This window comes from Streptomyces sp. BL1 (assembly GCF_057628045.1).
Window position 1 is genome coordinate 1,042,112 of the sequence record NZ_JBXYWZ010000002.1, and the last position, 25,706, is coordinate 1,067,817.

Sequence of the window (25,706 nt, forward strand, 5' to 3'; positions counted from 1 at the left end):
TACGGGCTCGCGTGCGGAATGCCGGAATCCCCATGGGAGCGCGGGTATGGCTGGTCTTCGTCTGTAATTCTCGTTTCACATGGCGGACTCTCAATTCTGTCCGGGTGAGTTCCGTGTCACGGGGCCGGTGCGGTTTTCCTCCGGCCTGCCACTGACGCCCTTCGATTTGTCACCTGCTGGGGGCCACGATGAGCCGGAAGGCCGATAAGAGGGTCCCGCTCTGCATCGCCCCCTTCGTCTCTCTGGCCACGTGGGCCGACGGCGAGTCGGTTATCTGCTGCGAGGACAAAGGGCCGCCGGCGGGTCGTCTGGGATCGGTCAGCGATGTGTCCGAGCTGGTCAACAGCGAGAAGATGCGCAGCGCCCGCCGCCAGTTCATGCGCGGCGAGGTGCCGGAGGGCTGCCGGGCCTGCCTCGATGAAGCCACGCGCCAGCCGACCGTTCACAACTATTACCAGGAACACTTCAGTTGGCCGGATATTGCGGATGCCTACGACGAGACGACCGGCAGCGTCAGCCGGACGCAGTATCTGCTGATCGCTCTCAGCAATCTCTGCACCTACAGCTGCCGGATGTGTTTCGACAAGCTCAGCACGCGGCTGAATTCGGACCGTCACCGCATGCTGGGCGTGGAGACGGTCGGATACCGGCGCAATGACATCGACAAGGTCATCGACTTCATCCGGGCGAACCCGATCCGTGCCGTCACCTTCCACGGCGGCAATCCCATCAACGAGCCCCGCTTCCTGGACGTACTGGACGAGCTGTCGAGCGACGCGTCCGTGGAGATCATCTCGAACGGCTCCACGCTGATATCGGGGAAAGTCGATATCCGCCCACACCTGTCGCGGTTCCAGCGGGTTCATTTCAACATCAGCCTGGACGGTACGCGGCGGACGACCGAATACGTGCGCGTGCACAGTGACTTCGACGGCGTGTTCCGCCACTTCACCGAGGTCCGGGCCCTGCCCAACGCGACCGTCAATCTGCACAACACGATCACCAACCTCAATCTGTTCGACCTGCCCTCCTACTACGCCATGGTGCTGTCGGGGCAGTTCGCCGACGCCGACTCGTTGTCCAGTTACATCGCCACGGAGCCCGCCGTTCACCGCGTATCCACCCTCCCGCCGGAGCTCAGAAGAGAGGCGCGCGACCGTATCGTGGACTTCCTGCGCGTGCTGGACGAAGCGGGTGGGCCGGAGGCGTCGGGTGCATTCGGCGTCAAGGCGGCCAGAGCGCGCGCGTACGCGTCCAACGTGCTCCGTCGTATCGACTCGGTTCCCTATTCCCCGGATCTCTTCGCCGAGTTCGTGGAGCTGACCCGGAAAACGGACGCCTTCTACGGCCTCGAGCCACTGCCGGAGTACAGCCAGCACCTCGCGGGAGGGGCGTCCGGTGCGCCGGGGCCGGCCCGGTCGCAGGACGCGCCCTCGTCCATTTCCCCATCCGACGCTCCCGAGGCGGGAGCGGTGAAGGGAGCTGTCGTGTCGCACAACGCCCCCGAACTCGCCCAAGAACCCCAACTCGCCGTGGGGCCCTGCCCGTACACCGGTGAGCGCCGGTTCCAGATGTCCGAGTGCATATACGGGTGGTCCGCCGCGTTCCGGCAGAACTGCACGGCGGCCACGGTACGGATCCGGCTCAAGCCTGACGCGGGAATCACCGCCACCGAGATGGCGACGCTGCGCACGACGTGGGAGACCGGCATCGAGAACAAGTGGACCAACCACTTCGTCTGCACCGGCCCCTACGGCAACTCCACCATCACCTTTGACGTGCAATGGGTGACCTCCAGCCCCCACCACACCGTCCGCGTACGCCGAGGGACCGGCCGCAGCGACATGACGACGTGGCACACGACCGACGACGGCAACGTCGCCGCACACGAATTCGGCCACATGCTGGGCAACCCCGACGAGTACGCCGACACCACCTGCCCGAACCGGAGGCCCGTCAATACCGGAACCGTCATGGACGTCACCTCCGGGCCGGCATTGCAGCGCCACGTCAATCGCATCTGCAGCTCGGCGTCGCTCGGGGCCGAGGCTTTCTCGATCGGCCTGGACCTCATCTAGGCCCGGACACTTCGTGGTGAGGACGGCATGAGGACAACCATCGAATCATTCACCCGGCCCGACATCGAGCGCATGAAGGCCGCGGTCGCACGGCTGGCCGGCGGGCGCGAGGACACCCCGGAGGGCGCTGCCGACGACGTGCGGGTCGACCTGCACATCTTCGGCGGATTCCCGGGGCAGCGACTCGACTTCAGGGCTTCGGTCCCCTCGCGGGGCGAGGCCGAGGTGACCCATGTGGACGAGCTGCGGGACGTCGACGAACGTGCCTCCGCGGTGGTCGGCCGCGAGGAGTTGGCGGCCCTGGCGCGGCATCTGGATGTCGAGACCCTGATGGGGCTGCCGCCGAACGCGGACGAGAGGTACGTGCCCGACTCCGTCGTCGGGTCGGTCGTCATCACGGCGGGGAACGCCCGGATCACACTCTGGTTCCCCCTCGAAGAGGAAGACCCCCCGGAAGGCGAGGAGGTGGCGATGAGGATCGACCGGGGACAGGTTCCGTTCGTGCTGCGTGCGTCGGAGGTCGCCCCGAGCGTCCGCCCCGCTCTGGAGCAGCTGGCCGCGGTCGTCAACAGGCTCCCGGGCCGCCCGTGAAGGCCATCCACGTCAATTCCACCCTGCCCTCCGTTCCGTACCTGGGGCGGACGAAGGGCCTCGACGGCTACCAGGTCGAGGACTTCGAGCTGCTCACGACCGTCCTCTCGACGGCCTCCTGGCGCCGCTTCAACGGCCCGGTCAAGCTGTACACCGATCGCGTCGGGGAGGCCTACTACCGGCGCCTGGGCATGACGGAGTTGTGGGACGGCGGAATCGACACGGACGTGCTGGAGTCACTGCCCGCCTCGATCAACCACGACGTGTTCTGGACCGCCGGCCGCACCGCGGCCATCCGGGCGGAGGCGGCCCCCTTCGTCACGCTGGACACGGACCTCGTCGTCTGGGGACCGCTCGACGGCTTGCTCACCTCGGAGTTCATGGCCCTGCACCCGGAGCCCCTGCACCACGGTGTGTACAGGCCCCGGTGCGAGCTCAGCACACCCGCCGGCTACGTCTGGGAGGAGTGGGACTGGGAGGCCACTCCGTGCAACGCCTCACTGACGTACTTCGCGGACGACCGGCTCACCGGGACATTCCACAGCGCCGCGATGGAATTCATCCTGGGGAACCCGATCCGGAGGGAGGCCGAGAGCCGGCTGCCGGTCCACGACGTGTTCGTGGCCCAGCGGCTGCTGCCGATGTGCGCGCTGAGACTCGGAGTTCAGCCGGCGTACTTCCTCGACTGGCCCCGGCCCGAGCGCAACAGCGAGACGATGGCCGACGGCGGCAAGAACCGGCTGGTCACCCATATCTGGGCCTACAAGGACGCGCTCAAGGAAGACCCGGACTGCCGGGAGTCGTTCTGCCGGCAGTGCGTTGCCCGGATCCGCGCCGACTACCCCGAACTCGTGGGAATGCTCCGCCACATACCCAGCATCCGGCGATATCTGCCGTGAAGGCGATCCACGCCATTTCCACCCGGCCGGACACGAACTACTACGTCTCGCGGGCCGAAGGCGCCCCGTACCGGCAGGAGGACTTCGAGGTCCTCACGACTGTCCTGTCGGCTCTCGAATGGCGTCGGCACAACGGGGTGATCGGGCTCTACACGGATGCGGCGGGCCGCGAATTCTACGACCGGCTGGGGGTCCTGGACCTCTGGGACGGCGGGGTCGACGACGAAACTCTGGAGTCGGCGTCCCGGGCGATCAACTGCGGTGTCTTCTGGTCCTTCGGAAAGGTCGTGGCTCTGCGCCAGGAGAGAGCGCCGTGCTGTGTCATGGATACCGACCTCATCGTCTGGGACAGCATCCGGCAGCTCGTCGCCGCGGAAGTGATGAGCCTGCACGAGGAGTCACTCGGCTTCCCCGCCTATGTCGGGCGGGACCGCCTCGTCGCGCCTCCCGGATTCGACTGGAGCGGGCTGGACTGGTCGGTCGCCCCCTGCAGCGCCGCGCTGCTCCTCTTCACCGAAGACGCGTTCAAGGACGAATACGCCGACCGGGCGCTGTCGTTCATGAAGGACAATCCGGTCCGGTCGGAGTCCGACGGGGCACTGCCCGCACACCCGGTCTTCGCGGAGCAGCGGCTGCTGCCCATGTGCGCGAAGTCGAGCGGCGTGCGCATCGGTTCGTTCCTCCGCGACCACACGGGGGCCGAGCTGCGGAACGGGCGGAAGAACACCGCATTCACTCATCTGTGGAACGCGAAGACGCTGCTTCACAACGACCCGCGGATGAGGAGAGACCTCTGCGCGAGGTACGTGCGCAGGCTGCGGCAGGACTACCCGGAAGTCGCGGAAGTGCTCGCGGAGTCCGAGCTCCTGCGGGAACACTTCCGGGCGGCGGAAGGCCGCGCGTAGCCGGTTCAGGCCGTTCCGGCGCCCCGTGGAGAATCACCCGCCGGCCGGCTTGACCCCGCACCGCGGTGCAGGGTGCAGGGTCCGGCTCATGACCCCGACACCACACCACCGACTGCGCGCGGTACGCGCCGGAGCGCTCTACGACCTGATCGTCGCGTGCGCCTTCGCCACCCCGTGGACCGCGCGGCTCGTCCTCGACGCCGTACGGGCGCTGCACGGCACGCTCGCACTGCCGGGGCAGCCGCCGCCCCAATTCGACGTCACACAGCTGCTGTTCGTGAACTTCTTCGGCGCCGTGGTCACCATGTGGGCGGTGGTCCGGCTGCTCCGCGACGACCACGTCATCGGCGCCGCCGACACCGTGGGACGCGCGGCCTTCACGCTGCTGATGACGTACGCCCTGAGCCGGGGCGTCTCCCCGCTGCTCGCCGTCTTCCTCGTGGCCGAAGTCGGCTTTCTGGCCGCACAGACGGCAGAGTTGAGGAAGCGTCGAACGACTCGACGGGGCATCCGGATCCGACCGGCGGAGACACCGTGACACCAGCCGAAGCAGCCCGCGCGGCCGGCGTGCCCCTGAGCACGCTGCGCTACTACGAGCGGCGGGGATTCGTCGTCCCAGAACGCGCCGCACGTTCGGGCTACCGCCACTACACGGACGCCGACGTACGGCGCGTGCGCTTCGTCCAGCGCGCACAGCAACTGGGCTTCGGCATGGGCGATGTGACGGCGTTCTTCACCCTCGCCGACGAAGAGGCCCTGCCCGCAGCCGCGTTGCGCACGGTCATCGACGCCAAGCTCGCCGACCTCGACGAGCGCATCGCCGACCTCGTCCGCATGCGCGAAGCCCTGGCGAAGGCGTCCGAAACCACCGGCGACGACCACTGCACCTGCCCCGTGGTGGAAGCCCTCACCGCCAACGACTCGCCCGGGGCCCGCACTTCGGTCACGTGACGGGCTCGTACACCGGGGACTTCGGGGTGTACGTGCCGTCGAGCACGAAGGACAGATAGCGCCCCGCGTTGTGCAGGTACTCGTCCTTGCTGCGGGCGGCCCGGCCGACCGCCTCCCGCGCCGGCCGTGCCGCCTCCGTGTCGACGAAGGTGAGCGCGTTGACCGCCTGGAGCCGTACGCGGACGTTCTCGTGGCCGTCGAGCGTGCGCGTCAGATGACCGACCGCGTCGTCGGTGCGGCGGCCCAGCCGGATGAGCGCTTCGGCCGCGGCGATCCGTACGTGCGGCGACGGATCGCGGTCCAGGGCACGGGAGAGACGTCCGGCGGCCGGCGCCGCGGAGCGGCCGAGCATCAGCAGGCCCTGCGCCGCCCAGTAGCGCACCACTTCGTTGTCGTCGCCCAACAGGCCCGCGAATTCCGGCAGATGACGCCGCGAGCGCTCGATGGCCCGTCCCGCCAGAGACAGAACGCGGCGCAGCGGGTACGCACCGGGCGCACGGCTGGCGTCCCAGCCCTCCAGCGGACTGCCCTCGGGGATGAAGCCGTTGTCGTTGATCTCCAGCAGATGCGCGTCGAGAGCCCGCCCGAGCCGCCGTACGGTGTCCGCGTACGCGGGGTCCTGCGCGAGGTCCGCGATCTGGTCGGGGTCGGCGTGCAGGTCGTACAGCTCGTGCGCCGGCTTGGGGTGCCAGAAGCGGTCCTGGACGGCGTCGAGCGAACCGTCCAAGTGCGCCTGTTCCCACGCCTGGTAGCCCTTGGCCTGCCAGGCGAACGCGCCGTGCTGGCCCCACGGCCGGTGCGGCGCGTAGTTGCGCAGATAGCGGAACCGGCCGTCGCGCACCGTACGCACCATGTCGTACCGCTCGTCCATCCGGTCCCGGCCGCCGAACGCGTACCGGGCGGCCTGCGGTCTGCGCACCCCGAGGAACGGCCGTCCCTGCACATGCTCCGGGATGTCCACACGTGCCAGGGCGAGGACCGTCGGCCCGTAATCGACGGACGTCACCGCGCCCTCCTCCACGGAACCCGGGGGCCGCGGCGCGAGATGCGCCCACTTCTCGGGGAAGCGGACGATGAGCGCGGTGCGCAGGCCCTCGTCGTAGCAGTGGCGCTTGCTGCGGGGCAGTACGCCGCCGTTGTCGGAGTAGAAGAAGACGATGGTGTCCTCGGCCAGCCCGGCGGCCTCCAACTCGGCCAGCCGCGACGCCACATGGGAGTCCATGGCCGCCATGGCGTCGTAGTAGTGTGCGTAGTCGGCGCGGACGTCCGGGGCGTCCGGCAGATAGGCGGGCACCCGAACTTCGGAGGGCCGGGTCGCACCGTCCCGCGCGTGGAACAGCGCCGACTCGTGAGTCGTCATGTCGTTGAACACGGCGAAGAACGGTGAACCGGCGGGGCGGTCGCGCCAGTGCGCACGCGGGCCGGAGGCGTCCCAGGTCTCCTCCATGTCCAGCGAGGTGTTGTAGTCGGTCTTGTCGTTGTTGGTGCAGTAGTACCCGTCCTCGCGCAGGTACTCCGGGAAGCCCCGCACGAAGCCGGGGACCTTGCCGAGTGCCCGCATGTGCTGCGCGGGACCCGCACTCGCCGGATGCACACCGGTGATCAGGGCGAACCGGGACGGGGCGCAAACGGGCGCGCTGGAGAAGGAGTTCTCGTACCGGATGCCCTCACGGGCGAGCCGGTCGAGGGCCGGCGTACGGGCCGTACTGTCCCCGTACGCCCCCACGAACGGATAGTGATCCTCGGCCACCAGCCACAGAATGTTGGGCCGCTCCCGGCCACCCCGCGGCCGGTCCGCAACGGCCGGCCCCGCCCCCACGACCCCGGCGGCCGCGGCACCTCCCACACCCCCGGCAAACCCCCGCCGCGACAGCCCCACGGTCGTACGGGCGGAACCACGGGGCAACGGCATGGCGGAGCCTCCAGCTCAACAGACGGACGCAACGCGGCACTTCATACCGTCCCACCCCACCCACCCCCTGAGCACCCACCAACCCCAACTCCCCCAGCCGGGCGAGGACCCACAGACCCCCGCCCGGCCCGGGGCGTCGGTGCTCAGGTGACGGGTGCGGGGAGTTCCGGGCGGTCCTCGCGGCGGGGGGCGCGGCGTTCCAGGGGGGTGACAACGGTGGCGCAGAACCGGTCGACGACGTCGTCCACGCTGCGGATGAAGCTCGACTCCGCCGTCCCCCGCGTATTGCCCATGCCCTTCAGCAGGGACATGCGGAAGCCGGTGATCTTCGCACCGTCCTTCGGCACGAGGTCGGCCGGTTCGGGCCGGAGCCGCTCCAACGTGGCGCGCGGTCCGGGCTCTTGGCCGTCCGTCAGTGTCTCGACGTGCAGGTCGGCGGGTGCGTCGGAGAGCTGCCGCACCAGCCGTTTGGCCCAGCTCAGCGGGTAGCCGTGTGTCGGTGCCGCCGTCTCGATGGAGGTGCGCAGTCTGCAGGTCCGCAAGTCGGCGACGAGCGTGAGCAGGCCGGGTGTCCCTTCGAGGCGCAGCTCGGCGTGCAACCGCCCGTCCTCGCAGAGACGATCGGCGAGTGCGGTGCGGCGCGTACGCGAGTCGTCGCCCCGCCTGCCGCGCTGAACAGGCAGGACTTTCCGGCCCAGTTCGCCGCCCAGCCGCAGGGAGAGCTGCCGGATGAGCCGTTCCCAGCTCTCGATCACGGCGACGGCACGCTGGTCGCCCCGGCAGAGGGTCTCCTCGTCGATGCCCTTGCGCACCGGAACCCAGGACCCGCCCATGTTCTGGAAGCCGTGACAGCCGGAGTTGTCGTGCTGGAGGTAGTGCAGGAGTTCCTGGAGCAGCCAGACGTGGGGAAGAGTGCCGACGCCTTCGTGGCGGATCAGCAACTGCGCGGTGTGGGTGACCTCCGCCCAGGACAGGTGCCAGAGCGCGACCTTGTTCTTGCGCCGTCCGTCAATCTTGACGTCGACCAGTGGAATGCCTTCCAGCGCCACATCGTTGCTCAGCGTGATCACCGCTTCGTAGCCGCGGCGCGCGGCGATGTCCATGTAGTCCTGGACCTGTTCGGCTCTCAGGGCGTTGCCGTTGGTCTTGCACTCCACCAGCGCGGTCCAGAGCTTGCCCGCCCGCTCCACGCGGATCACCCCGTCCGGGCGCCGCGGCGCGTCCCCGTTCGGCAGTGACACCTCGGTGAAGGTCTCCATGCGTCCGGCCGGCGCCCCGAACCCGGCGGTGAGCCTCCGCCCGAATTCCGGCACTTGGGCCATCACCGCAAGCAGCACGGAGGTCGCCCGTGATTCCCGTTCCTTGTCGTTCTTGAGCGGCGACACGGGGAAGAGCCGCGCGGGACGCCATGTGTCGTGTTCCGCCAGCGACTTCCTGGGAGCCCTGGGCAGTGTCACCTTCTTCTTCGTACGGGGCCGCCGCACCGTCGGTGCGGGGGTAGCGGTCTCCGCGTCGCCGGCGGCAGCAGACGGTACGTCAACCGGATCCGCCTCACTGTCGGATGACGGAGCGTCAGTGTCTCCGGCGGATGTTTCCGCGCTCTCCGGCTCGTCGTCGATGTCGATGCCGAAATCCGTCGCCAGCCCGGCCAGCCCCGTGACGTAGCCCTGTCCGACCGCACGGAACTTCCATCCGCCGGCCCGGCGGTAGAACTCGCCGAAGACGATGGCGGCCACCTCTCCGGCGGCGTCGATCGAGAAGCGCAGCAGCCGCTCCCCGCCGTGGTCGGCGAGCGTCAGCCGCAGATCGCGCAGGTCGCTGAAGGGGGCGCCCTCGTCGCGGCTGGCCGCGACGACGATCACGTCGACGTTCTCGGGTATCGCCGTCAGGTCGAGGCCGATCCGGTCCTCGTCGCCGTCCGCGGTCGGTGAGGTGCCGAGCAGCTGCACGCTGCCGTCGGCTGCCGCCGGATGGTTGTAGAAGAAGAAGTCCGCGTCGCTGCGCACCTTCCGGCTCTCGTCGAGCAGCAGCACGGACACATCCGCGTCCCCGTCCCCGGTCTCACTGCCCCAGCCGAGCCCCACCGTTATCGAGCCCGCGTCCTCGCTCAGGTCCGCCAGGCTGACGTTGGCGCCCTTGACTATCTCGTACATGTGCCCCCCACAGGCGGGCTCCGGCACCGGAGCCCCTGACTCGTCTCTGCGCGCGCCGCTCAAGGCAGCGCCTGGGGTGAACTGTAGCGCCGGATTTACGTGTTTCATCCGGTGGTGAGACAAGGGCGGTGCCACACGGGCCGGGCCCCGCGGATGAGAGCGCGGGACGCCGGGCGGCGGGGCGCCGTTGCGTCCGCGGATCCGGCTGAGGCCCGCGAACGGGCGCGGGCCTCAGCCGGATTGACGAGATCGCCGGGCAGAAGGCGGGGATGCCTGCTGCGCGCGCCTCAGTCCTCCGGGGGCTTCACCGCGAGGACGGGGACGGGGGCGTCGAGGAGGAGGCGTTGGCTGATGCTGCCGAGGAGGGCCTTGCCCACCGGGGTGCGGCGGCGGAGGCCGATGACGAGGCGGTCGACGGAGCGGTCGGCGATCTCGTCGAGGACCGCGTCGGCGGGGTCGCGGTCGGAGCGCCCTTCGCGTTCGATGACGGTGACCCGCAACTCCGGCGGGAACGCGGGGGCTTCGAGCGGGGTGAGGGAGAGGTTGACGACGACGAGTCCGGTGCCGAGGCGCTGGGCCTCGGTGACGGCGGTGTCGAGCGCGGCCCGGCCTTCGGGGCTGTCCGCGACGGCGGCGAGAAGCGTCATGGTGATCGGCCTTCGTGGAGAGGGGTCGACATCGACCCGCGGAGGGGAATCGGCGTCGGCCCTCGGGGGCGGGAAGGGCTGGTGGGCTTCGGGAAGAGCGGGAGTCCGCAGCAGCCCTTGTGGGGAGGGGTCCGGTGCCGGCCTTCAGGGGCCGGCTAGGCGTGCCGGGAGCGGAATTCGTCCTCGAATTCCTCCAGCGTCTTGCCGCGGGTCTCGGGCACGAAGGCGGCGGTGAAGAAGATGCCCAGGACTCCGATGGCCGCGAAGATGAAGAACGTCGGCGCGATGCCGAGCGCGGCGACCGTGGGAGGGAAGCCGAAGGCGACGCCGGCGTTGGCGATCCACAGCACGAACACGCTCAGCCCCATGGCGAAACTGCGTATCTTCAGCGGATAGATCTCCGAGAGCATCAGCCAGACGAGCGGGCCGAGGGTTCCCTGCATCGAGAAGACGAACAGCACCACGAACACCAGCAGGACGTACGGCTTGGCCGCGCCGTCGGGCATGAGGGTGGCCGAGGCTCCGATGAGCAGGTGGAACAGGCTGATCAGTACGAAGCCGGCGATCAGCATGGTGCGGCGGTCGACCTTGTTGATCAGGATGATGCCGATCGTGACGCCGAGGACGCTGAACAGGCCGTTGGCGGTGTTGGCGATGGTCGCCCCGTTGCTGGAGAAGCCGGCCGTCTGCAGGAGCTGATTGCCGTAGTACATCACCGAGTTGATGCCGGTCAGCTGCTGGAAGATGCCGAGGATGGCGCCGATGACGACCAGCCTGCGGACCCAGGGGACGGCGAGGTCGTACCAGCCGCCGGTCTGCGCCTGCTGTTCCTCCTCGGCCAGCGCGTGCACCTCGGCCATCTCGGCCTCCGCGCGCTCCGGGGACCGTACGCGCTTCAGGACGGCCACCGCGTCGGCGTCGCGCCCCTGGGAGGACAGCCACCGGGGGCTCTCCGGGAGCCGCAGCATGCCGATGAGCAGAGCGAACGCCGGGAGCACCGCGACGATCAGCATGTAGCGCCACACGGAGGCGTGTTCGCCCCAGACGTTCATGATGATCGCGTTGATGACGAAGGCCGCGAACTGGCCCGAGACGATCATGACTTCGTTGCGGGTCACCAGGCTGCCGCGGCGCTCCACGGGCGCCACTTCCGCGAGATAGACCGGAACGGTGGCGGAGGCGCCGCCGACGGCCAGGCCGAGTACGAATCGGAACAGCGCCAGCACCGGCCACGTCGGCGACAGGGCGCATCCGATGGTGCCGACGATGAAGAACCCGGCGAGCAGCAGGATGTTGTGCCGCCGGCCGTGGCGGTCGGCGAGCCGTCCGCCGACCGCGGCACCGACGGCGGCACCGAAGATGAGGATGCTGACGACGAAGCCCTCGGTGACCGGCGTGAGCCCCAGGTCCTTCGTCATCGGGCCGACCGCACCGTTGATCACGCCGGTGTCGTAGCCGAACAGCAGGCCGCCGAGGGTGGCGACGAAGGCCACCATGCCCAGCCGGCGCGTATGCGGTCCGGGGGTGTCGGGTGGCAGTGGTACGTGTGTTCCGGTTCTTGCGGTGCTTGTCATCTGCGGACACCTCACGTCTTCGGGAGCGGCATGCGGACGATGCGCGGGGGCACCTGGCGAGGGGGGTGGCGGGTGCCCGGCAACTGCGGTGTTGCCGCGGCAAGTTGGGCTGTTGTGCGGGGGCCGGGGGAAGGTCGCGCGTGCGCGCCGGCCCTCCCCGGCGGCCCAGCGGGCGGGGTCAGAGGCTCGCGGCAGCCGCGTGGAGGGTCTTGGCGGCGAGGGCGAGCCCGTCGAGCTGCGAGTAGTCGGCGTCCTCGTGCTCGATGTTGACGGCCATGTCCGGGTCGACCTCGGCGAGCGCGGTGAGGAACTCGGTCCAGTACGCGGTGTCGTGGCCGATGCCGACGGCGACGAACTTCCACGCGGGGTTCTCCGGCCAAGAGTTGCACCAAGTGTCGATGCCGGTCGGCACCTTGCCCGGCGCGTCGGCGGGAACCCGCGCGAAGGAGGTGTCGAGGACGCCGCGGATGTCGGCTCCGGGGCACAGCCGCGCGTCCTTGGCCGCGGCGTGGAAGACCAGCGGGCCGAGGTGGCGGATGCAGGCCGCGACGTCCATGCCCTGCCACATCAGGTGCGAGGGGTCCATCTCGGCGCCCAGGTTCGTGGCACCCGTCAGCTCCACCAGGCGGGTCAGCGTGACCGGGGAGAACACCAGGTTGTGCGGGTGCATCTCGATGGCGACCCGCACGTCGTTGGCCCGCGCCAGCTCGTCGATCCCGGTCCAGAACTCGGTGGCGACGCCCCACTGGTAGTCCAGCACGTCCATGTAGACGCCGTCCCACGGGTTGACCACCCATGAGGGGTACTTGGCGTCCGGGTCGGAGCCGGGGGTGCCGGACATCGTCACGATGTTGCGTACGCCGAGCAGGCCCGCGAGCCGGATCGTACGGCGCAGGTCCTCGGCGTGCTTGGGTCCCGTGCCGGGCAGCGGGTTGAGGGGGTTGCCGTTGCAGTTCAGCCCCGTGAGCTCCATGCCGCGCGAGGCGAAGATCTCCAGGTACTCCTCGCGGGCCTTCGCCGAGGACAGCAGCGAGTCGACCGGGCAGTGCGGGGCCGGAAGGAAGCCGCCGGTGTTGACCTCCACCGAGGTCAGACCGTTCTCCTTGAGGATGTCGAGGGCCTCTTCGAGCGTGTAATCGTGCAGACAGGCGGTGTACGCGCCGAGCTTCAGCGGCATGACGGAGTCCTTCCGTGTACGGGAGGGGGGAGCGGTTCGGGGCGGCGGCAAGGCGTGACGGACAGCGGCCAGGGCCGGACACCGGCCGCGCGAGGGGCAGTTCAGAGCGGGATATTCAGAACGGGATATTCAGAGCGGCAGAATTCGGAGCGGCAGAATTCGGAGCGGGCAGCTCAGGGAACGTCGACAGCCGTGCCGGCGCCCTGCGAGGACTCCACGACGGCCTGGACGACCCGCATCGTGTGCAGCGCGTCGGCGAACGACGCGCAGCCCGGCCGCGGATCGGGGGCGCCCGCGACCTGGTCGAGGAAGGCGCGGCACTGGTAGGTGAACATCTCGGCGTTGCCGCCGCCGTTGCCGGCCGCCTGCATCGGGTATCCGCCGTCGAAGTACGGCAGTTGGGGCCCGGCGATGATCTGCCGGGCGCCGCGGGTACGGGCCTCCGGCTGGGTGTCGTCGAAGGTGTACTCGGCCGGCCGGTGCCAGTCGAAGGAGGCACGGCCCGCGAGCCCGAAGGCGTCGAAGGCCAGCCCGTTGGGCATGCCGAAGGCGGTACGCGACACGGAGAAGGAGCCGGTCAGGCCGGACGCGAAGCGCGCGGAGAACATGGCCGTGTCCTCGTTCTCCACCTCGCCCAGCTCGTCGCTGACGGGGGCCGCGTTGTGGCCGACGACCGCGCCCAGCGGCAGCGGCCGCTTGGGGATCTGCGTCGACAGCGCGCCGCCGGAGACGGAGACGATCGGCCCGCACACGTACTCGGCCACGTCGATGACGTGAGCGCCGACATCGCCGAGGGCGCCGCTGCCCGGGCCGCCCTTGAAGCGCCAACTGAGCGGCCCGCGCGGGTCGGTGGCGTAGTCGCACCAGTAACGGCCGTTGAACAGCGTCATGTCGCCGAGCTCGCCGCCCTGCACGTGGTCGCGGATGGCGGTGATCGCCGGGGAGCGGCGGTAGGTGTAGCCGACGGCGGTGACCACGTCGGCGGTCCTCTCGGCGGCGACCATGGCCTCCGCGTCGGCCATCGACCCGGCGAGGGGCTTCTCGCACAGGACGTGCTTGCCCGCACGGATCATCGCCTCGGCGATCGGGCGGTGCAGCGCGTTGCCGACGACGATGCTCACCGCGTCGATCGACGGGTCCTCGGCGACCTCCTCCCAGCTGGATACCGCCTTGTCGTAGCCGTAGCGGCGTGCGGCGTCCTCGGCCAGTTCGAGGTTGGCGTCGGCGATGGCCGCGAGCCGGACAGGGGGAAGCCCCTCGCCGAAGACGGTGTTGACCTGTCGGTAGCCGGCGGCGTGGCTGCGGCCCGCCATTCCGGCGCCGATGACCGCAACGGACAGTGGCTGCTGAGGCATTGTCTCGGTGTCCTTCGATCGGTGACTCAACACGTCGTCTCCGGGAGGCAGTCGAAGCGGACGCACTCGCGCGGGTCCGCCGCTCCTCCCGGTCCGGGAACCGGCACGAACGGGACGCCCTCCCGGGCACGGAACGCCCCTTCACCGAAACGTTTCGGTAACGTGTGACCGCCGACACTAGCAGCGGCGTTCTCCATGTCAAGACATTCGGTCGAAACAGATTTCCGCTGGTCAAGTAGTGTGCAGCCAGGAAAAGCGCAGGAAGGGCGGGTAGTACGTGGCCGACAGAGCCGGACGGATCACGATCGTCGACGTGGCACGCGCTGCGAGCACATCGGTGTCGTCGGCCTCGGTGGCCCTGCGCGGAAAGCCCGGGGTCTCGGAACGCACCCGCGCCCACGTCCTCGACGTCGCCGAGCGGCTGGGCTACCAGCCCGACCAGCGGGCCCAGTTGCTGCGCCGGCGGCAGTCACGCCTGCTGGGCGTCACCTTCTCCGTGCACCAGACGTTCCACTCCGACGTGGTCGAGCACCTCTACCGGGCCGCCGACGCCTCCGGGTACAACCTCGTGCTCAGCGCCACCACCAACTCCCGCTCGCAGACGCAGGCGGTCGACAACCTGCTGCGCGACCGGTGCGACGCGCTGATCCTCGTCAGCCCCGAGATCCCCCGGGCGCAGCTGGCCGATCTGAGCACCCGCGCCTCGGTGGTCACGCTCGCATCCGACCTGCGCGCCGAGGACGTGGACTCCGTACACGCCGACGACCGCCAGGGCATCACCGACGCCGTCGACCACCTCGTGGGACTCGGACACCGCGGCATCACCTATATCGACGGCGGCACCTCGGGCATGAGCTCCATCCGGCGCGAGGCCTGCGCCGCCGCGATGCACGCCCACGGGCTCGGCGCGCACGTCCGGCTGGTCGGCACCGACAGCCCCACCGAGGAGGCCGGCGTCGAGGCAGCCACCCGCCTCCTCGACGCGGACGCGCCCCTGCCCACCGCGGTCCTCGCGCACAACGACATGATCGCGTTCGGGATGCTGCTCACCCTGCGCACGCGGGGCGTCGACGTCCCGGGGCAGGTGACGGTCGTCGGCTTCGACGACACCCGCGTCGCCGGTCTGGCCACGGTCCGTCTCACCACCGTCAGCCAGGACGCGGCGCGGCAGGCCCGTACGGCCGTGGAACGAGCCATCGCGCGTACGGAGACCTCGGTCCCCGCCGAGGAGATCGTCACCCCGGCCCGCCTCGTCGTCCGGGACACCTCGGGGCCGCCCGCCCCGCGGCCCCAGCAGCACAGCTGACGAAGCCCGGCCTCTCCGGTGACGTGCCGTCAGCCGGCGGCCAGATCACGGACTTTGCGGATGTAGGAGCGGGTCTCCGGGTACGGCGGGACGCCGTTGTAGCGGCGGACCGCGCCGAGGCCCGCGTTGTACGCGGCCAGCGCCAGGTCGATCACGTCGCCGGGAATGCCCTCCCTGCGGACGACGTCCACGTAGAGGCACATCGTCTCCCCCAGGGTGGGGATCGCGTCGGCCGGGTCGAAGACGTCGGCGCGGCCGTCGCCACTGTGGTCCTTGCCGTAGTCGCTCCACGTGCCCGGCATGAACTGCGCGATGCCCTGCGCGCCTGCCGGGGAGACGGCGTCCGGGTCCCAGTTGGACTCCACCTGGATCTGCGCCGCCACCAGCGACTCGGTCAACTCGGCGCAGAAACCGGCAGCTTTGGCGACCAGTTCGGCGTACTGCGGAGGGATCTCGACGCGGTCCGGACTCCGGTGATCGGCCATGCGCACTCCTCCGCCGGTTCCTGTCCCCCGACCGTACCGGCGCCCCCACCCCCTGGGAATACGCCCCGTCGCCCCGGCCCGCGCCCGGCGGCCGCCGGACCCGCGACGGGCCCGGCGGACCGGCCGTCAGGAGCTGTGGCGGGCTGCCACCTCGGCCAGGCGGTCGAGTTCCCGGAGGGTCTCGGACTCCGGGAGGGTCGGGAGGGCGAAGAGGACGCGTTCGACGTCGAGCTTGGTGTAGCCCTCGATCGCCTCGTCCGTGTGCGGCACGCCGAAGACCGTGACGGGTACGTCCCGGCCCGCCGTGGACCGCATCCGCTCGATCTGCGGGCCGAGTTGGTCCGGGGGAACGCTGTTGGCGAGCCACGCGTCGCCGAGTTCCGCGACACGCGGGAAGGCGCCCTCGCCGCCGCCGACCCAGATCGGCGGATGCGGCTGCCGCACCGGCTTGGGCCAGCAGAACACCGGGTCGAAGTCGACGAACTCGCCGTGGAATTCGGCCTGTTCGTCCGCCCACAGCGCACGGATCGCGTGCAGCCGTTCGTTGACGAGCCGGCCGCGGGTGGCCGGGTTCGTGCCGTGGTTCTCCATCTCCTCGCGGTTCCAGCCGATGCCGATGCCGAAGACCGCGCGCCCGTCGGAGACGAGGTCGAGGGAGGCGACCTCCTTCGCGGTGTGGATCGGGTCCCGCTGCCCGACCAGCGCGATGCCCGTCCCGAGCAGCAGCCGGTCCGTGACGGAGGCGGCGGCGCTGAGCGCCACGAACGGGTCGAGGGTGCGGTAGTACTTCGTGGGCAGGTCGCCGCCGCCGGGCTAGGGCGAGCGCCGCTCGGCGGGGATGTGCGAGTGTTCGGCGATGAGCAGCGAGTCGAAGCCCCGCTGCTCGACGGCGCGGCCCAGGGCCGCGGGGCGGATGCCCTGATCGGTGATGAAGGTCGAGATGCCGAACTGCACGGCGCTTCCTCCCTGTTGACGGTGTGATGGCGGCCCCGAAAAAGGGGCGCGGGGAACTGCGCAAACCCGACCACGTCACGAGCCGCACCCGCCAGACCCCCGCCCGGGGCACCCGCGGCGCGCCACGCGCTCAACCGCGCGGCAGCGCCGAAAGCATCCGGTCAGGCGTGAGCGGCAGCTCACGAACGCGCGTACCGGTCGCGTTGAACGCCGCGTTGCCGATCGCGGCCGGCGCGCCGACGATGCCGATCTCGCCGATGCCGTTGCCGCCCACGGGCCCGGCGCACGGGTCCTCGCCGTCCAGCCACATCGCCTCGATGTCGCCGACGTCGGCGCACGCGGCGATGTGGTATCCGGCGAAGTCGTGGTTGACGACGTGTCCGGTGCGGTGGTCGACGACGCTCTCCTCGTGCAGCGCCATGGACAGGCCCATGATCATGGCGCCGGTGAACTGGGAGCGCGCGGTACGGGGGTTGATGATGCGTCCGGTGGAGAAGACGCCCAGCATGCGCGGCACGCGCACCTCGCCGGTGGCGGTGTGCACCCGCACCTCGGCGAACTGCGCGCCGAAGGAGTGCACGGCGTGCGCTTCGCGGCCCGGGTTGTCGGGGGCAGAGCCCTGGGCGCGCGCTCCCGGCGCGGGCTCGCTGCCGTACCGCGTACGGAACTCCCGTACGGCGCCGACGATCGCGTTGCCCCAGGACGCGGTGCCCGAGGAGCCGCCGGCGACGGTGGCGCGCGGCAGGGACGTGTCGCCGATCTCCATGCGGACGTCCTCGGCGGGTACGTCGAGCGCGTCGGCGGCGATCTGCGTCAGCGCCGTCCACGCGCCGGTGCCGATGTCGGCGGCGCCGATGCGCACGGCGTAGTGCCCCTCCCCCTCGTGCTCGACCTCGGCGGTGTTGCCGGGGAAGGCCATGCCGGGGTAGGTGGCGGCTGCCACGCCCAGGCCGACGAGCCACTCGCCCTCGCGGCGGGTGCCGGGCGCGCCGCGCCGCTCCCAGCCGAAGCGGACGGCGCCGGTGCGCAGGCACTCGGTCAGCCGCCGGTTCGACCACGGCTTGCCGGTGTCGGGGTCGGTGTCGGGCTCGTTGAGGAGGCGCAGTTCGACGGGGTCGATGCCGGAGGCGTCGGCGAGTTCGTCGAGCGCGGACTCGGCCGCGTACATGCCCGGCGCCTCGCCCGGCGCCCGCATCCAGGAAGGGACGGGCACGTCGAGCGCGGCGAGCCGGTGCCCGGTGTGCCGGTTCGGCACGGCGTACATCATCCGGGAGGGGGTGTCCGACTCCTCGGCGAACTCCTTGATGCGGGAGGTCTGTTCGAGCACCTCGTGACTGAGGGCCGTCAGCCGGCCCTCCTCGCTCGCGGCGAGGCGCAGCCGCTGCACGGTGGGTGTGCGGTAGCCGACGAGAGAGAACATCTGCTGCCGTGTGAGGGCCAGTTTGACGGGGCGCCCGTCGGTGAACTGCGCGGCGATGCCTGCCAGTACGTTGTGCGCGTGCGGCATCCCCTTGGACCCGAAGCCGCCGCCCACGTGCGGGGCCATCACCCGTACCTGTTCGCGTTCCAGGCCGAACAGCGGGGCGAGGGCGGCCTGTACGCCGTGCGGAGTCTGCGTGGAGTCGTACAGCGTGAGCCGCGGCGCGTCCCCGTCGGTGTCCCACGCGGCGATGGTGGCGTGCGGCTCCATGGGGTTGTTGTGTTCCCGCGGCGTCGTGTAGGTGACGTCGACGGTGTACGCCGTGCCGGCCGGGGCGCCCTCGCCGCCCGCGGTGTCGCCCTCTTCGGACTCCGCGGGGAAGGCCTCGTTGGGCTTGCCGGGGGTGTACAAGCCGGGGCTGTCGGGGCGCAGTTCACTCGCGTGCGGCCACGGCTCGTAGTCGACGCGTACGAGCGACGCCGCGTGCCGGGCGGCCTCCGGGGTGTCGGCGAGGACGGCCCCGACGAGCTGCCCGCGGAAGTGGATCTCGTCGGACTGGAGGATCTCCAGTTCCGCGTCGCCTGTGCCGGTCAGCGTCGGCGCGTTGAGGTGGGTGACGACGGCGACGACGCCCTTCACGGCCTCGGCCGCCGCCGTGTCCACCGAGCGGATGCGGCCGCGTGCGACGTCCGACTGGAGGGGGTACAGATAGGCGGGATCGTCGACGAGGTGCTCGTACGCGTACGGCGCGGTGCCGGTGACCTTCGCCCGCCCCTCGATCCGCCGCAGCGGAGTACCGGCCGCCCGTGGCGGCACCGTGCCGGTCATGACGGCTCCTTCGCTGCCAGTCCGCGCAGCACCGAGATGAGCGTGGAGCGGGCCATGTCCACCTTGAAGCGGTTGCCCTCCAGGGGCCGGGCCGCGGCCAGTTCGGCATGGGCGGCGCGCGCGAAGCTGTCGTCGTCGGGGGTGGCGCCGCGCAGCGCGTCCTCGGCGACGGTGGCGCGCCACGGCTTGTGGGCGACGCCGCCGAACGCGATGCGCGCCTCGCGGATGCCGCCGTCGCGGATGTCGAGCGCCGCGGCCACCGAGACCAGCGCGAAGGCGTACGAGGCGCGGTCGCGGACCTTGCGGTAGGCGGAGCGTTCCGCGGCGTACGGCAGCGGCGGCACCTCGACGGCGGTGATCAGCTCGTCGTGCCCCAGGACGGTGTCGCGCTGCGGGGTGTCGCCGGGCAGCCGGTGGAACTCCCGCACCGGGATGCGCCGTTCACCTCCGGTGCCGAGCACGACGACGACGGCGTCCAGCGCGGCGAGGGCGACGGCCATGTCGGAGGGGTGCACCGCCACGCAGTGCTCCGAGGCGCCGAGCACGGCGTGGTCGCGGGTCACTCCGCCGATCGCGGAGCAGCCGCTGCCGGGGGTGCGCTTGTTGCAGGGCGTGGTGACGTCCTGGAAGTAGACGCAGCGGGTGCGCTGGAGCAGATTGCCGCCGGTGGTCGCCGCGTTGCGCAGCTGCCCGGACGCGCCGGCGAGCAGCGCCTGCGACAGCAGCGGGTAGCGCTGCCGTACGAGGGGGTGCGCGGCGAGGTCGCTGTTGCGTACGGTCGCGCCGATGCTCAGCCCGCCGTCGGGCAGTTCGGCGACCCGGTCCAGGGGCAGGTCCTTCACGTCGACGAGCAGCGCGGGTTCGGCGATGCCGAGTTTCATGTGGTCGACGAGGTTGGTGCCGCCCGCCAGGAACACGGCGCCGGGCCGGGCCGCCACGGCGGCGACGGCGGAGGCGGCGTCCTCCGCGGGCGCGTAGTCGAAGGGTTTCACGGCTGTGCCGCCTCCCTGATGGCCCGGACGATGCCGGGGTAGGCGCCGCAGCGGCACAGGTTGCCGCTCATGCGCTCGCGCACTTCCGCGTCGTCGAGGACGACGTCGGCGGTCAGGTCCTCGGTCACGACGCTGGGGTGCCCGTCGGCGGCCTCCCGCAGCATGCCGACGGCCGAACACACCTGACCCGGCGTGCAGTAGCCGCACTGGAAGCCGTCGTGTTCGAGGAACGCCTCCTGGACGGGGTGCAGCTCCTCGCCCTCGGCGGCCAGCCCGGCCGCCGTGGTCACTTCCGTACCGTCGTGCGCCACGGCGAAGGCCAGACAGCTGAGGATTCGGCGCCCGTCGAGCAGCACCGTGCAGGCTCCGCACTGGCCGTGGTCACACCCCTTTTTCGGAGAGGTGACCTCCAGCCTGTCGCGCAGCGCGTCGAGCAGTGTGGTGCGCGTGTCCACGGTCAGCGACCGTTTGACGCCGTCCACCGACAACGTGATCCGAGCATCCATCCCGGCCCCAGTACCACCGGGCGGCAGCCGTTGAAACGTCGCGGCACACCCCCTCCGCCACATGGCGGAGGCCCTGTTCGGACCCGGGCGTACTTCCGTGCACCTCGCCGTTTCCCGTGTCCCGGTACGCTCCGCTGGGAAGTCTTCGCCCGCCCAGCTGTTTTCCCGCGCGCCCACCGGCTCAGCGAGGAGGAACCGCTATGCACACCGCTCTGAAAGAACACGACGTCGAAGCGCACGTCTCCGGAATCTGCTTCAAGACCGGCCCGCCCCGACGCACGGGGGTGGAGCTGGAATGGCTCGTACGGGACCGGGACGACCCGGCGCGGACGGTCCCCGTACAGCGGCTCGACGAGGCCCTCGCCCCCCTGTTGGAGCCGGGCGCCCTGCCCGGCGGGAGCCGGGTCACCCGGGAACCGGGCGGCCAGGTCGAGCTGAGCTCCCTGCCCGCCCTGTCGCCGGACCACTGCGTGGAGGCCGTCGCCGCCGACGCGGCCCGGCTGCGGCAGGCCCTCGCCGGCGCGGACCTGCTGCTCGACGGATGCGGCCTCGACGCCCACCGGCTGCCTCCGCGGATCCTCGACCACCCCCGCTACCGGGCGATGGAGGCGTACTTCGACCGGGACGGGCCATGGGGCCGCATGATGATGCGGGCCACCGCATCCGTCCAGATCAACGTCGACGCGGGGGACGAGGGCGACGGCCCGCAGAGCTACCGGGAACGCTGGCTGCTGGCGCACCGCCTGGGCCCCGTCCTGGTGGCGGCCTTCGCCAACTCCCCGCTGTGGCGCGGCCGTCCGACCGGCTGGGCCTCCACCCGGCAGGCCGTGTGGGCACGCATGGACCCCGGCCGGGTCCGGCCGCCCCGCCAGCACGCCGAGCCCCGTACCGCATGGGCCCGGCACGCGCTGGACACGCCGCTGCTGTGCCTGCGGCGTACGGCGCCCGCCTCCTGGACCGCGCCGCAGGGGCTGACCCTGCGGGCGTGGCTGCGCGGCGAAGGGGACCCCGAACGCGCCCCCGACATGGGCGATGTGGACTACCACCTGTCCACGCTCTTCCCCCCGGTGCGCCCGCGCGGCTGGCTGGAGCTGCGCATGGTCGACGCGCAGCACGGCGACGCGTGGCGGGTGCCGCTGCTGGTGGCCGGGGCGCTGCTGGACGACCCGGTCGCCGCCGACACAGTCCGTACGGCGACCGAACCCCTCACCGACGGCGAGGAGTTCCCGCCCTGGGAGATGTGGCTGCGCGCCGCACGGGCCGGCCCGGCCGACCCCGCGGTCGGCAAGGCTGTCCGCGCCTGCTTCGCCGCAGCGTCGGAGGCGCTCGCCCGCCGGGACACGCCCCTCGCGCTGCAGGAGGCCGTCGCGGATTTCGGCGCCCGCTACGCGGAGCGGGGGCGATGTCCGGCCGACGACCAGCTCGACGCCGTACGCACCGGCGCACTTCCCTGCCCGCCGGACCTCCCGGGCCTGCCCGACCTGGAGGGCGCGCCGTGACGTCCGCGAGGAGCTCCCCCGCCGGCACGGCACACGCCACCGGCTGCCACGCTCTGCCCCGCGCCCGGTCCCGCACCGCCCGCTGATCCGCCGTGTCCGGCCGCCATGCGACCGGACACGGCGGCGGGCGGGGCGAGTTGCGGGCCCTGCGACAGGGCTCCCGTGCCGGCCGCGGCTCACATTCCGGCCGAAGCTCCCTGGCCTGTTGAAGCTCCCTGGCCTGCTGAACCCCCGGACACCTCCGAAAGGAGCGTCACCATGATGGACACACCTGTGACCACTCGCACCCCGGACACGCTCAAGGAGAGCGCCGCCGAAGCGCTGCGGGAGGCGCGCCGCCGCACCCTCGCGCTGACCACGGACTGTCTCGACGAGGCCGAACTGGCCGCACAGCACTCCCCGTTGATGTCCCCACTGGTGTGGGACCTGGCGCACGTCGGCAACCAGGAGGAGATCTGGCTCGTACGTGAGGCCGGCCGCCGCCAGGCGCTGCGCCCCGAACTCGACCGGCTCTACGACGCGTTCCAGCATCCGCGCGCCGACCGGCCCGCCCTCCCGCTGCTCTCGCCCGCCGCGGCCCGCGAATACCTCGACGAGGTACGCGAGCAGGCCCTCGGCATCCTGGCCGCCGCGCCCACCTCCGGCAGCCCGCTGCTGGACGGCGGCTTCGTCTTCGGCATGGTCGCCCAGCACGAGCAGCAGCACGACGAGACCATGCTCGCCACCCACCAGCTGCGCAAGGGACCGCCCGTCCTCGACGCGCCCGGGCCGCCCGCAGGCGAGCATCTGCCGGACGAAGTCCTCGTCCCCGGCGGCCCGTTCACCATGGGCACCAGCGACGACCCGTGGGCGCTGGACAACGAACGCCCCGCGCACCGCGTCGACGTACCGGCCTTCCACCTCGACACCACGCCCGTCACCAACGCGCAGTACCTGCGGTTCATCGAGGACGGCGGCTACGCCGACCCGCGCTGGTGGGACCCGGAGGGCTGGGCGTACCGGCAGCGCACCGGGCTGGAGGCGCCGCTGTTCTGGCGGCGCGACGGCGACGTGTGGCGCCGCCGCCGCTTCGGGCACGACGAGCCGGTGCCGCCGGAGGAACCGGTCGTGCACGTCAGCTGGTACGAGGCGGACGCCTACGCGCGCTGGGCGGGGCGGCGGCTGCCGACCGAGGCCGAATGGGAGAAGGCCGCACGCTGGTCCCCCGCCACCGGCCGCTCCTCCCGCTACCCGTGGGGCGACGAGCCGCCGGGCCCGCAGCACGCGAACCTCGGCCAGCGGCACCTGCAACCCGCGCGCGCGGGTGCGTACCCGGCGGGCGAAGCCCCGTGCGGCGCACGGCAGTTGCTGGGCGACGTGTGGGAGTGGACCTCCTCGGACTTCAGCCCGCACCCGGGCTTCGCCGCCTTCCCCTACCGCGAATACTCGGAGGTCTTCTTCGGCAGCGACCACAAGGTGCTGCGCGGCGGCTCCTTCGGCACGGACGCCGTCGCCTGCCGGGGCACCTTCCGCAACTGGGACTTCCCGGTCCGGCGGCAGATCTTCGCCGGCTTCCGCACGGCGCGGAGCGCCGATTCCGCCACGGGGGACGCCTCCTGATGTGCCGTCACCTCGCCTACCTCGGCCCGCCCCGCACCCTCGCCGAGATCCTGCTGGAGCCCTCGCACAGCCTCTACCGGCAGTCGTGGGCGCCGCGCCGGCAGACGCACGGCACCGTCAACGCGGACGGTTTCGGCGTCGGCTGGTACCCCGCGCCGGAGACGGAACCGCTGCGCTACCGGCGGGCCGTGCCGGTGTGGGCCGACCCCAACCTCCCCGATCTCGCGGGCACTCTGCACTCCGGCGCGGTCCTGGCGGCCGTCCGCGACGCCACCACCGGCACCAGCCACGACGAGGCCGCCGTCGCCCCGTACCGCTCCGGCCGCTGGCTGTTCAGCCACAACGGCGCCGTCGCCGACTGGGAACAGCTGCCCGAGGACACCTCCACCACGCTGCCGGCCGCCACCCTGCTGGCGCTGGAGTCCCGCTGCGACGCCGCGCTGCTGTGGGCGATGATCCACGCACGGATCACCGCCGGAGAGCCGCCGGAGTGGGCGCTGTCCACCGTCGTACGCGAGACCGCCGCCGTACGGCCCGGCGCCCGGCTCAATCTGCTGCTCACCGACGGGGACCGGATCATCGCCTCCACCTGGGGCGACACGCTCTCCTTCCGTACGGACGACGACGGGGGCGTGCTGGCCGCCTCCGAACCGTGCGACGACGAGCCCGGCTGGCAGGACGTACCCGACGGCTCGCTGCTGCTGGCCGACCGCGCCGGCGTACGCACCGTCCCGCTCACTGCCGGGCCCGCCCAGTCCCGGGATGCCGCAAACTCCGCACCGTCGTCCCCGGCCGTTCTCCGTCTCGCCGTCACCGAGAGGAACTCCAAGCGATGACCCGCCACTTCACACTCGAAGACCGGCTGCCGCCCGGCTACGCGGCCGAGGCGCTGCGCGCCGACGCCCGTACGGGGCTGACGGCCGACGCCAAGTCGCTGCCGCCCAAATGGTTCTACGATGCCCGCGGCAGCGAACTGTTCGACGAGATCACCCGGCTGTCCGTCTACTATCCGACCCGCGCCGAACGGGAGATCCTCACCGACCGGGCGCCCGAGATAGCCACCGCCGTCCGCGCCCACAGTCTGGTCGAACTGGGCTCCGGCTCCTCGGAGAAGACCCTGCTGCTGCTGGACGCCCTGCACGCGGCGGGCAGTCTGCACACGTACGTGCCCGTCGACGTCAGCGAGAGCGCGCTGCGCGGCGCGGCCGGCGCACTGCGCGACAGCCATCCGGAGCTCCATGTGCACGCGCTGGCGGCCGACTTCGGACGCGATCTGGGCTTCGAACACACCGAGCAGCCGCGGCTGCTGGCGTTCCTCGGCGGCACGGTCGGCAATCTGCCGCCCGCCGAACGCGCCGCGTTCCTCAAGCGCGTACGGGGCGCGCTCGGCCCGCACGACGCCCTGCTGCTCGGCACGGACCTGGTGAAGGACCCCGCCACCCTGATCGCCGCCTACGACGATCCGGAGGGGGTGACGGCCCACTTCAACAAGAACGTGCTGTCCGTCCTCAACCGCGAACTCGGCGCCGACTTCGACCCGGACGCCTTCCGGCACGTCGCCCTGTGGGACGCGGACGAGGAGTGGATCGAAATGCGGCTGCGTGCCACCCGCGATCTGACGGTCAAGGTGCCCGACCTGGACCTCGCGGTGTCCTTCACGGAGGGCGAGGACCTGCGGACGGAGATCTCCGCCAAGTTCCGGCGGGACGGCGTACGCGACGAACTGGCCGCCGCCGGGCTCGCACTGGAGCACTGGTGGACGGACACGGCAGGACGGTACGCACTGTCCCTCGCGTTCCCGGCCGGACGGTGACGGGGTGACGCTCTTGGGATGACGGTTACGGGGTGACGGTTCCGGTGCCCGGCCGAGAGGTC

At 71.3% G+C, this 25,706-nt stretch carries 21 protein-coding genes and 1 pseudogene; 11 read left to right on the forward strand and 11 right to left on the reverse strand.

What is annotated here, in order from left to right:
• The first annotated feature begins 188 nt into the window (after positions 1–188).
• The 6 genes from AC3AGO_RS04860 (at position 189) to AC3AGO_RS04885 (ending at position 5,424) form a co-directional block, all read left to right on the forward strand.
• A complete protein-coding gene (locus AC3AGO_RS04860; RefSeq protein ID WP_487818865.1) occupies positions 189–2,078 on the forward strand; it encodes a twitch domain-containing radical SAM protein in 1,890 nt (629 codons plus the stop codon).
• Positions 2,079–2,105: 27 nt separating this feature from the next.
• The gene (locus AC3AGO_RS04865) at positions 2,106–2,669 is read left to right on the forward strand and encodes a hypothetical protein (RefSeq protein WP_487818866.1); all 564 of its coding nucleotides are present in this window, start codon (positions 2,106–2,108) and stop codon (positions 2,667–2,669) included.
• Positions 2,666–3,568 (forward strand): hypothetical protein, encoded by a 903-nt coding sequence (locus tag AC3AGO_RS04870; protein WP_487818867.1) that lies wholly within the window; start codon positions 2,666–2,668, stop codon positions 3,566–3,568. Before AC3AGO_RS04865 ends, AC3AGO_RS04870 begins: the two co-directional genes overlap by 4 nt.
• Positions 3,565–4,473, forward strand: coding sequence for a DUF6734 family protein (locus AC3AGO_RS04875; protein WP_487818868.1), 909 nt, complete (start codon positions 3,565–3,567; stop codon positions 4,471–4,473). Before AC3AGO_RS04870 ends, AC3AGO_RS04875 begins: the two co-directional genes overlap by 4 nt.
• 88 nt (positions 4,474–4,561) lie before the next feature.
• Positions 4,562–5,011 (forward strand): hypothetical protein, encoded by a 450-nt coding sequence (locus AC3AGO_RS04880; RefSeq protein WP_487818869.1) that lies wholly within the window; start codon positions 4,562–4,564, stop codon positions 5,009–5,011.
• Positions 5,008–5,424 (forward strand): MerR family transcriptional regulator, encoded by a 417-nt coding sequence (locus AC3AGO_RS04885; RefSeq protein ID WP_487818870.1) that lies wholly within the window; start codon positions 5,008–5,010, stop codon positions 5,422–5,424. Before AC3AGO_RS04880 ends, AC3AGO_RS04885 begins: the two co-directional genes overlap by 4 nt.
• Here the strand turns inward: AC3AGO_RS04885 and AC3AGO_RS04890 are convergent.
• From AC3AGO_RS04890 to AC3AGO_RS04915, 6 genes are all read right to left on the reverse strand, one after another.
• Positions 5,417–7,336 (reverse strand): sulfatase-like hydrolase/transferase, encoded by a 1,920-nt coding sequence (locus AC3AGO_RS04890; protein WP_487818871.1) that lies wholly within the window; start codon positions 7,334–7,336, stop codon positions 5,417–5,419. The two genes, AC3AGO_RS04885 and AC3AGO_RS04890, sit on opposite strands and share 8 nt — an antisense overlap.
• 143 nt (positions 7,337–7,479) lie before the next feature.
• Positions 7,480–9,489, reverse strand: coding sequence for a TerD family protein (locus AC3AGO_RS04895; protein ID WP_487818872.1), 2,010 nt, complete (start codon positions 9,487–9,489; stop codon positions 7,480–7,482).
• Positions 9,490–9,776: 287 nt separating this feature from the next.
• Entirely contained in the window at positions 9,777–10,136 is a 360-nt protein-coding gene (locus tag AC3AGO_RS04900) for a universal stress protein (protein ID WP_487818873.1), read from the reverse strand.
• Between the two features lie 155 nt (positions 10,137–10,291).
• Complete coding sequence (locus AC3AGO_RS04905; protein WP_487818874.1) at positions 10,292–11,710, reverse strand: sugar porter family MFS transporter; 1,419 nt, start codon at positions 11,708–11,710, stop codon at positions 10,292–10,294.
• 178 nt (positions 11,711–11,888) lie between these two features.
• Positions 11,889–12,887: a sugar phosphate isomerase/epimerase family protein gene (locus AC3AGO_RS04910; protein WP_487818875.1), complete on the reverse strand. Its 999-nt coding sequence runs from the start codon at positions 12,885–12,887 to the stop codon at positions 11,889–11,891.
• 173 nt (positions 12,888–13,060) lie between these two features.
• Positions 13,061–14,242, reverse strand: a complete 1,182-nt coding sequence (locus tag AC3AGO_RS04915) for a Gfo/Idh/MocA family protein (RefSeq protein WP_487818876.1) — start codon at positions 14,240–14,242, stop codon at positions 13,061–13,063.
• A 277-nt stretch (positions 14,243–14,519) separates the two neighbouring features.
• Between AC3AGO_RS04915 and AC3AGO_RS04920 the strand changes: the two genes are divergently transcribed.
• On the forward strand, positions 14,520–15,548 hold the full coding sequence (locus tag AC3AGO_RS04920; protein WP_487818877.1) for a LacI family DNA-binding transcriptional regulator: 1,029 nt from the start codon (positions 14,520–14,522) through the stop codon (positions 15,546–15,548).
• A 29-nt stretch (positions 15,549–15,577) separates the two neighbouring features.
• On the opposite strand, the gene AC3AGO_RS04925 is transcribed toward AC3AGO_RS04920, so the two are convergent.
• From AC3AGO_RS04925 to AC3AGO_RS04945, 5 genes and pseudogenes are all read right to left on the reverse strand, one after another.
• Positions 15,578–16,033, reverse strand: coding sequence for a lytic transglycosylase domain-containing protein (locus AC3AGO_RS04925; protein WP_487818878.1), 456 nt, complete (start codon positions 16,031–16,033; stop codon positions 15,578–15,580).
• Between the two features lie 126 nt (positions 16,034–16,159).
• A pseudogene (locus tag AC3AGO_RS04930) lies at positions 16,160–16,987 on the reverse strand (LLM class F420-dependent oxidoreductase).
• A gap of 130 nt (positions 16,988–17,117) precedes the next feature.
• Positions 17,118–19,235 carry a xanthine dehydrogenase family protein molybdopterin-binding subunit gene (locus AC3AGO_RS04935; RefSeq protein WP_487818879.1) on the reverse strand — a complete coding sequence of 706 codons (2,118 nt, stop codon included), beginning with the start codon at positions 19,233–19,235 and terminating at the stop codon, positions 17,118–17,120.
• Positions 19,232–20,227: an FAD binding domain-containing protein gene (locus AC3AGO_RS04940; protein ID WP_487818880.1), complete on the reverse strand. Its 996-nt coding sequence runs from the start codon at positions 20,225–20,227 to the stop codon at positions 19,232–19,234. Before AC3AGO_RS04940 ends, AC3AGO_RS04935 begins: the two co-directional genes overlap by 4 nt.
• On the reverse strand, positions 20,224–20,733 hold the full coding sequence (locus tag AC3AGO_RS04945) for a (2Fe-2S)-binding protein (RefSeq protein ID WP_487818881.1): 510 nt from the start codon (positions 20,731–20,733) through the stop codon (positions 20,224–20,226). Before AC3AGO_RS04945 ends, AC3AGO_RS04940 begins: the two co-directional genes overlap by 4 nt.
• Before the next feature lie 200 nt (positions 20,734–20,933).
• On the opposite strand from AC3AGO_RS04945, the gene egtA reads away from it, so the two are divergent.
• The 4 genes from egtA (at position 20,934) to egtD (ending at position 25,644) form a co-directional block, all read left to right on the forward strand.
• On the forward strand, positions 20,934–22,232 hold the full coding sequence (egtA, locus tag AC3AGO_RS04950; protein ID WP_487818882.1) for an ergothioneine biosynthesis glutamate--cysteine ligase EgtA: 1,299 nt from the start codon (positions 20,934–20,936) through the stop codon (positions 22,230–22,232).
• A 258-nt stretch (positions 22,233–22,490) separates the two neighbouring features.
• Positions 22,491–23,831 carry an ergothioneine biosynthesis protein EgtB gene (egtB, locus tag AC3AGO_RS04955; RefSeq protein WP_487818883.1) on the forward strand — a complete coding sequence of 447 codons (1,341 nt, stop codon included), beginning with the start codon at positions 22,491–22,493 and terminating at the stop codon, positions 23,829–23,831.
• Positions 23,831–24,667, forward strand: a complete 837-nt coding sequence (gene egtC, locus AC3AGO_RS04960) for an ergothioneine biosynthesis protein EgtC (RefSeq protein WP_487818884.1) — start codon at positions 23,831–23,833, stop codon at positions 24,665–24,667. The genes egtB and egtC overlap by 1 nt, the downstream gene beginning before the upstream one ends.
• Positions 24,664–25,644 (forward strand): L-histidine N(alpha)-methyltransferase, encoded by a 981-nt coding sequence (gene egtD, locus AC3AGO_RS04965; protein ID WP_487818885.1) that lies wholly within the window; start codon positions 24,664–24,666, stop codon positions 25,642–25,644. Before egtC ends, egtD begins: the two co-directional genes overlap by 4 nt.
• The last annotated feature ends 62 nt before the right edge of the window (positions 25,645–25,706 follow it).

Excerpts from the sequence above, each read along its gene's own strand:
- AC3AGO_RS04860 (WP_487818865.1), top strand. The coding sequence starts at position 189 with ATGAGCCGGAAGGCCGATAAGAGGGTCCCGCTCTGCATCGCCCCCTTC.
- AC3AGO_RS04865 (WP_487818866.1), top strand. The coding sequence starts at position 2,106 with ATGAGGACAACCATCGAATCATTCACCCGGCCCGACATCGAGCGCATG.
- AC3AGO_RS04880 (WP_487818869.1), top strand. The coding sequence starts at position 4,562 with ATGACCCCGACACCACACCACCGACTGCGCGCGGTACGCGCCGGAGCG.
- AC3AGO_RS04890 (WP_487818871.1), bottom strand. The coding sequence starts at position 7,336 with ATGCCGTTGCCCCGTGGTTCCGCCCGTACGACCGTGGGGCTGTCGCGG.
- AC3AGO_RS04895 (WP_487818872.1), bottom strand. The coding sequence starts at position 9,489 with ATGTACGAGATAGTCAAGGGCGCCAACGTCAGCCTGGCGGACCTGAGC.
- AC3AGO_RS04900 (WP_487818873.1), bottom strand. The coding sequence starts at position 10,136 with ATGACGCTTCTCGCCGCCGTCGCGGACAGCCCCGAAGGCCGGGCCGCG.
- AC3AGO_RS04905 (WP_487818874.1), bottom strand. The coding sequence starts at position 11,710 with ATGACAAGCACCGCAAGAACCGGAACACACGTACCACTGCCACCCGAC.
- AC3AGO_RS04910 (WP_487818875.1), bottom strand. The coding sequence starts at position 12,887 with ATGCCGCTGAAGCTCGGCGCGTACACCGCCTGTCTGCACGATTACACG.
- AC3AGO_RS04915 (WP_487818876.1), bottom strand. The coding sequence starts at position 14,242 with ATGCCTCAGCAGCCACTGTCCGTTGCGGTCATCGGCGCCGGAATGGCG.
- AC3AGO_RS04925 (WP_487818878.1), bottom strand. The coding sequence starts at position 16,033 with ATGGCCGATCACCGGAGTCCGGACCGCGTCGAGATCCCTCCGCAGTAC.
- AC3AGO_RS04935 (WP_487818879.1), bottom strand. The coding sequence starts at position 19,235 with ATGACCGGCACGGTGCCGCCACGGGCGGCCGGTACTCCGCTGCGGCGG.
- AC3AGO_RS04945 (WP_487818881.1), bottom strand. The coding sequence starts at position 20,733 with ATGGATGCTCGGATCACGTTGTCGGTGGACGGCGTCAAACGGTCGCTG.
- egtA (WP_487818882.1), top strand. The coding sequence starts at position 20,934 with ATGCACACCGCTCTGAAAGAACACGACGTCGAAGCGCACGTCTCCGGA.
- egtB (WP_487818883.1), top strand. The coding sequence starts at position 22,491 with ATGATGGACACACCTGTGACCACTCGCACCCCGGACACGCTCAAGGAG.
- egtC (WP_487818884.1), top strand. The coding sequence starts at position 23,831 with ATGTGCCGTCACCTCGCCTACCTCGGCCCGCCCCGCACCCTCGCCGAG.
- egtD (WP_487818885.1), top strand. The coding sequence starts at position 24,664 with ATGACCCGCCACTTCACACTCGAAGACCGGCTGCCGCCCGGCTACGCG.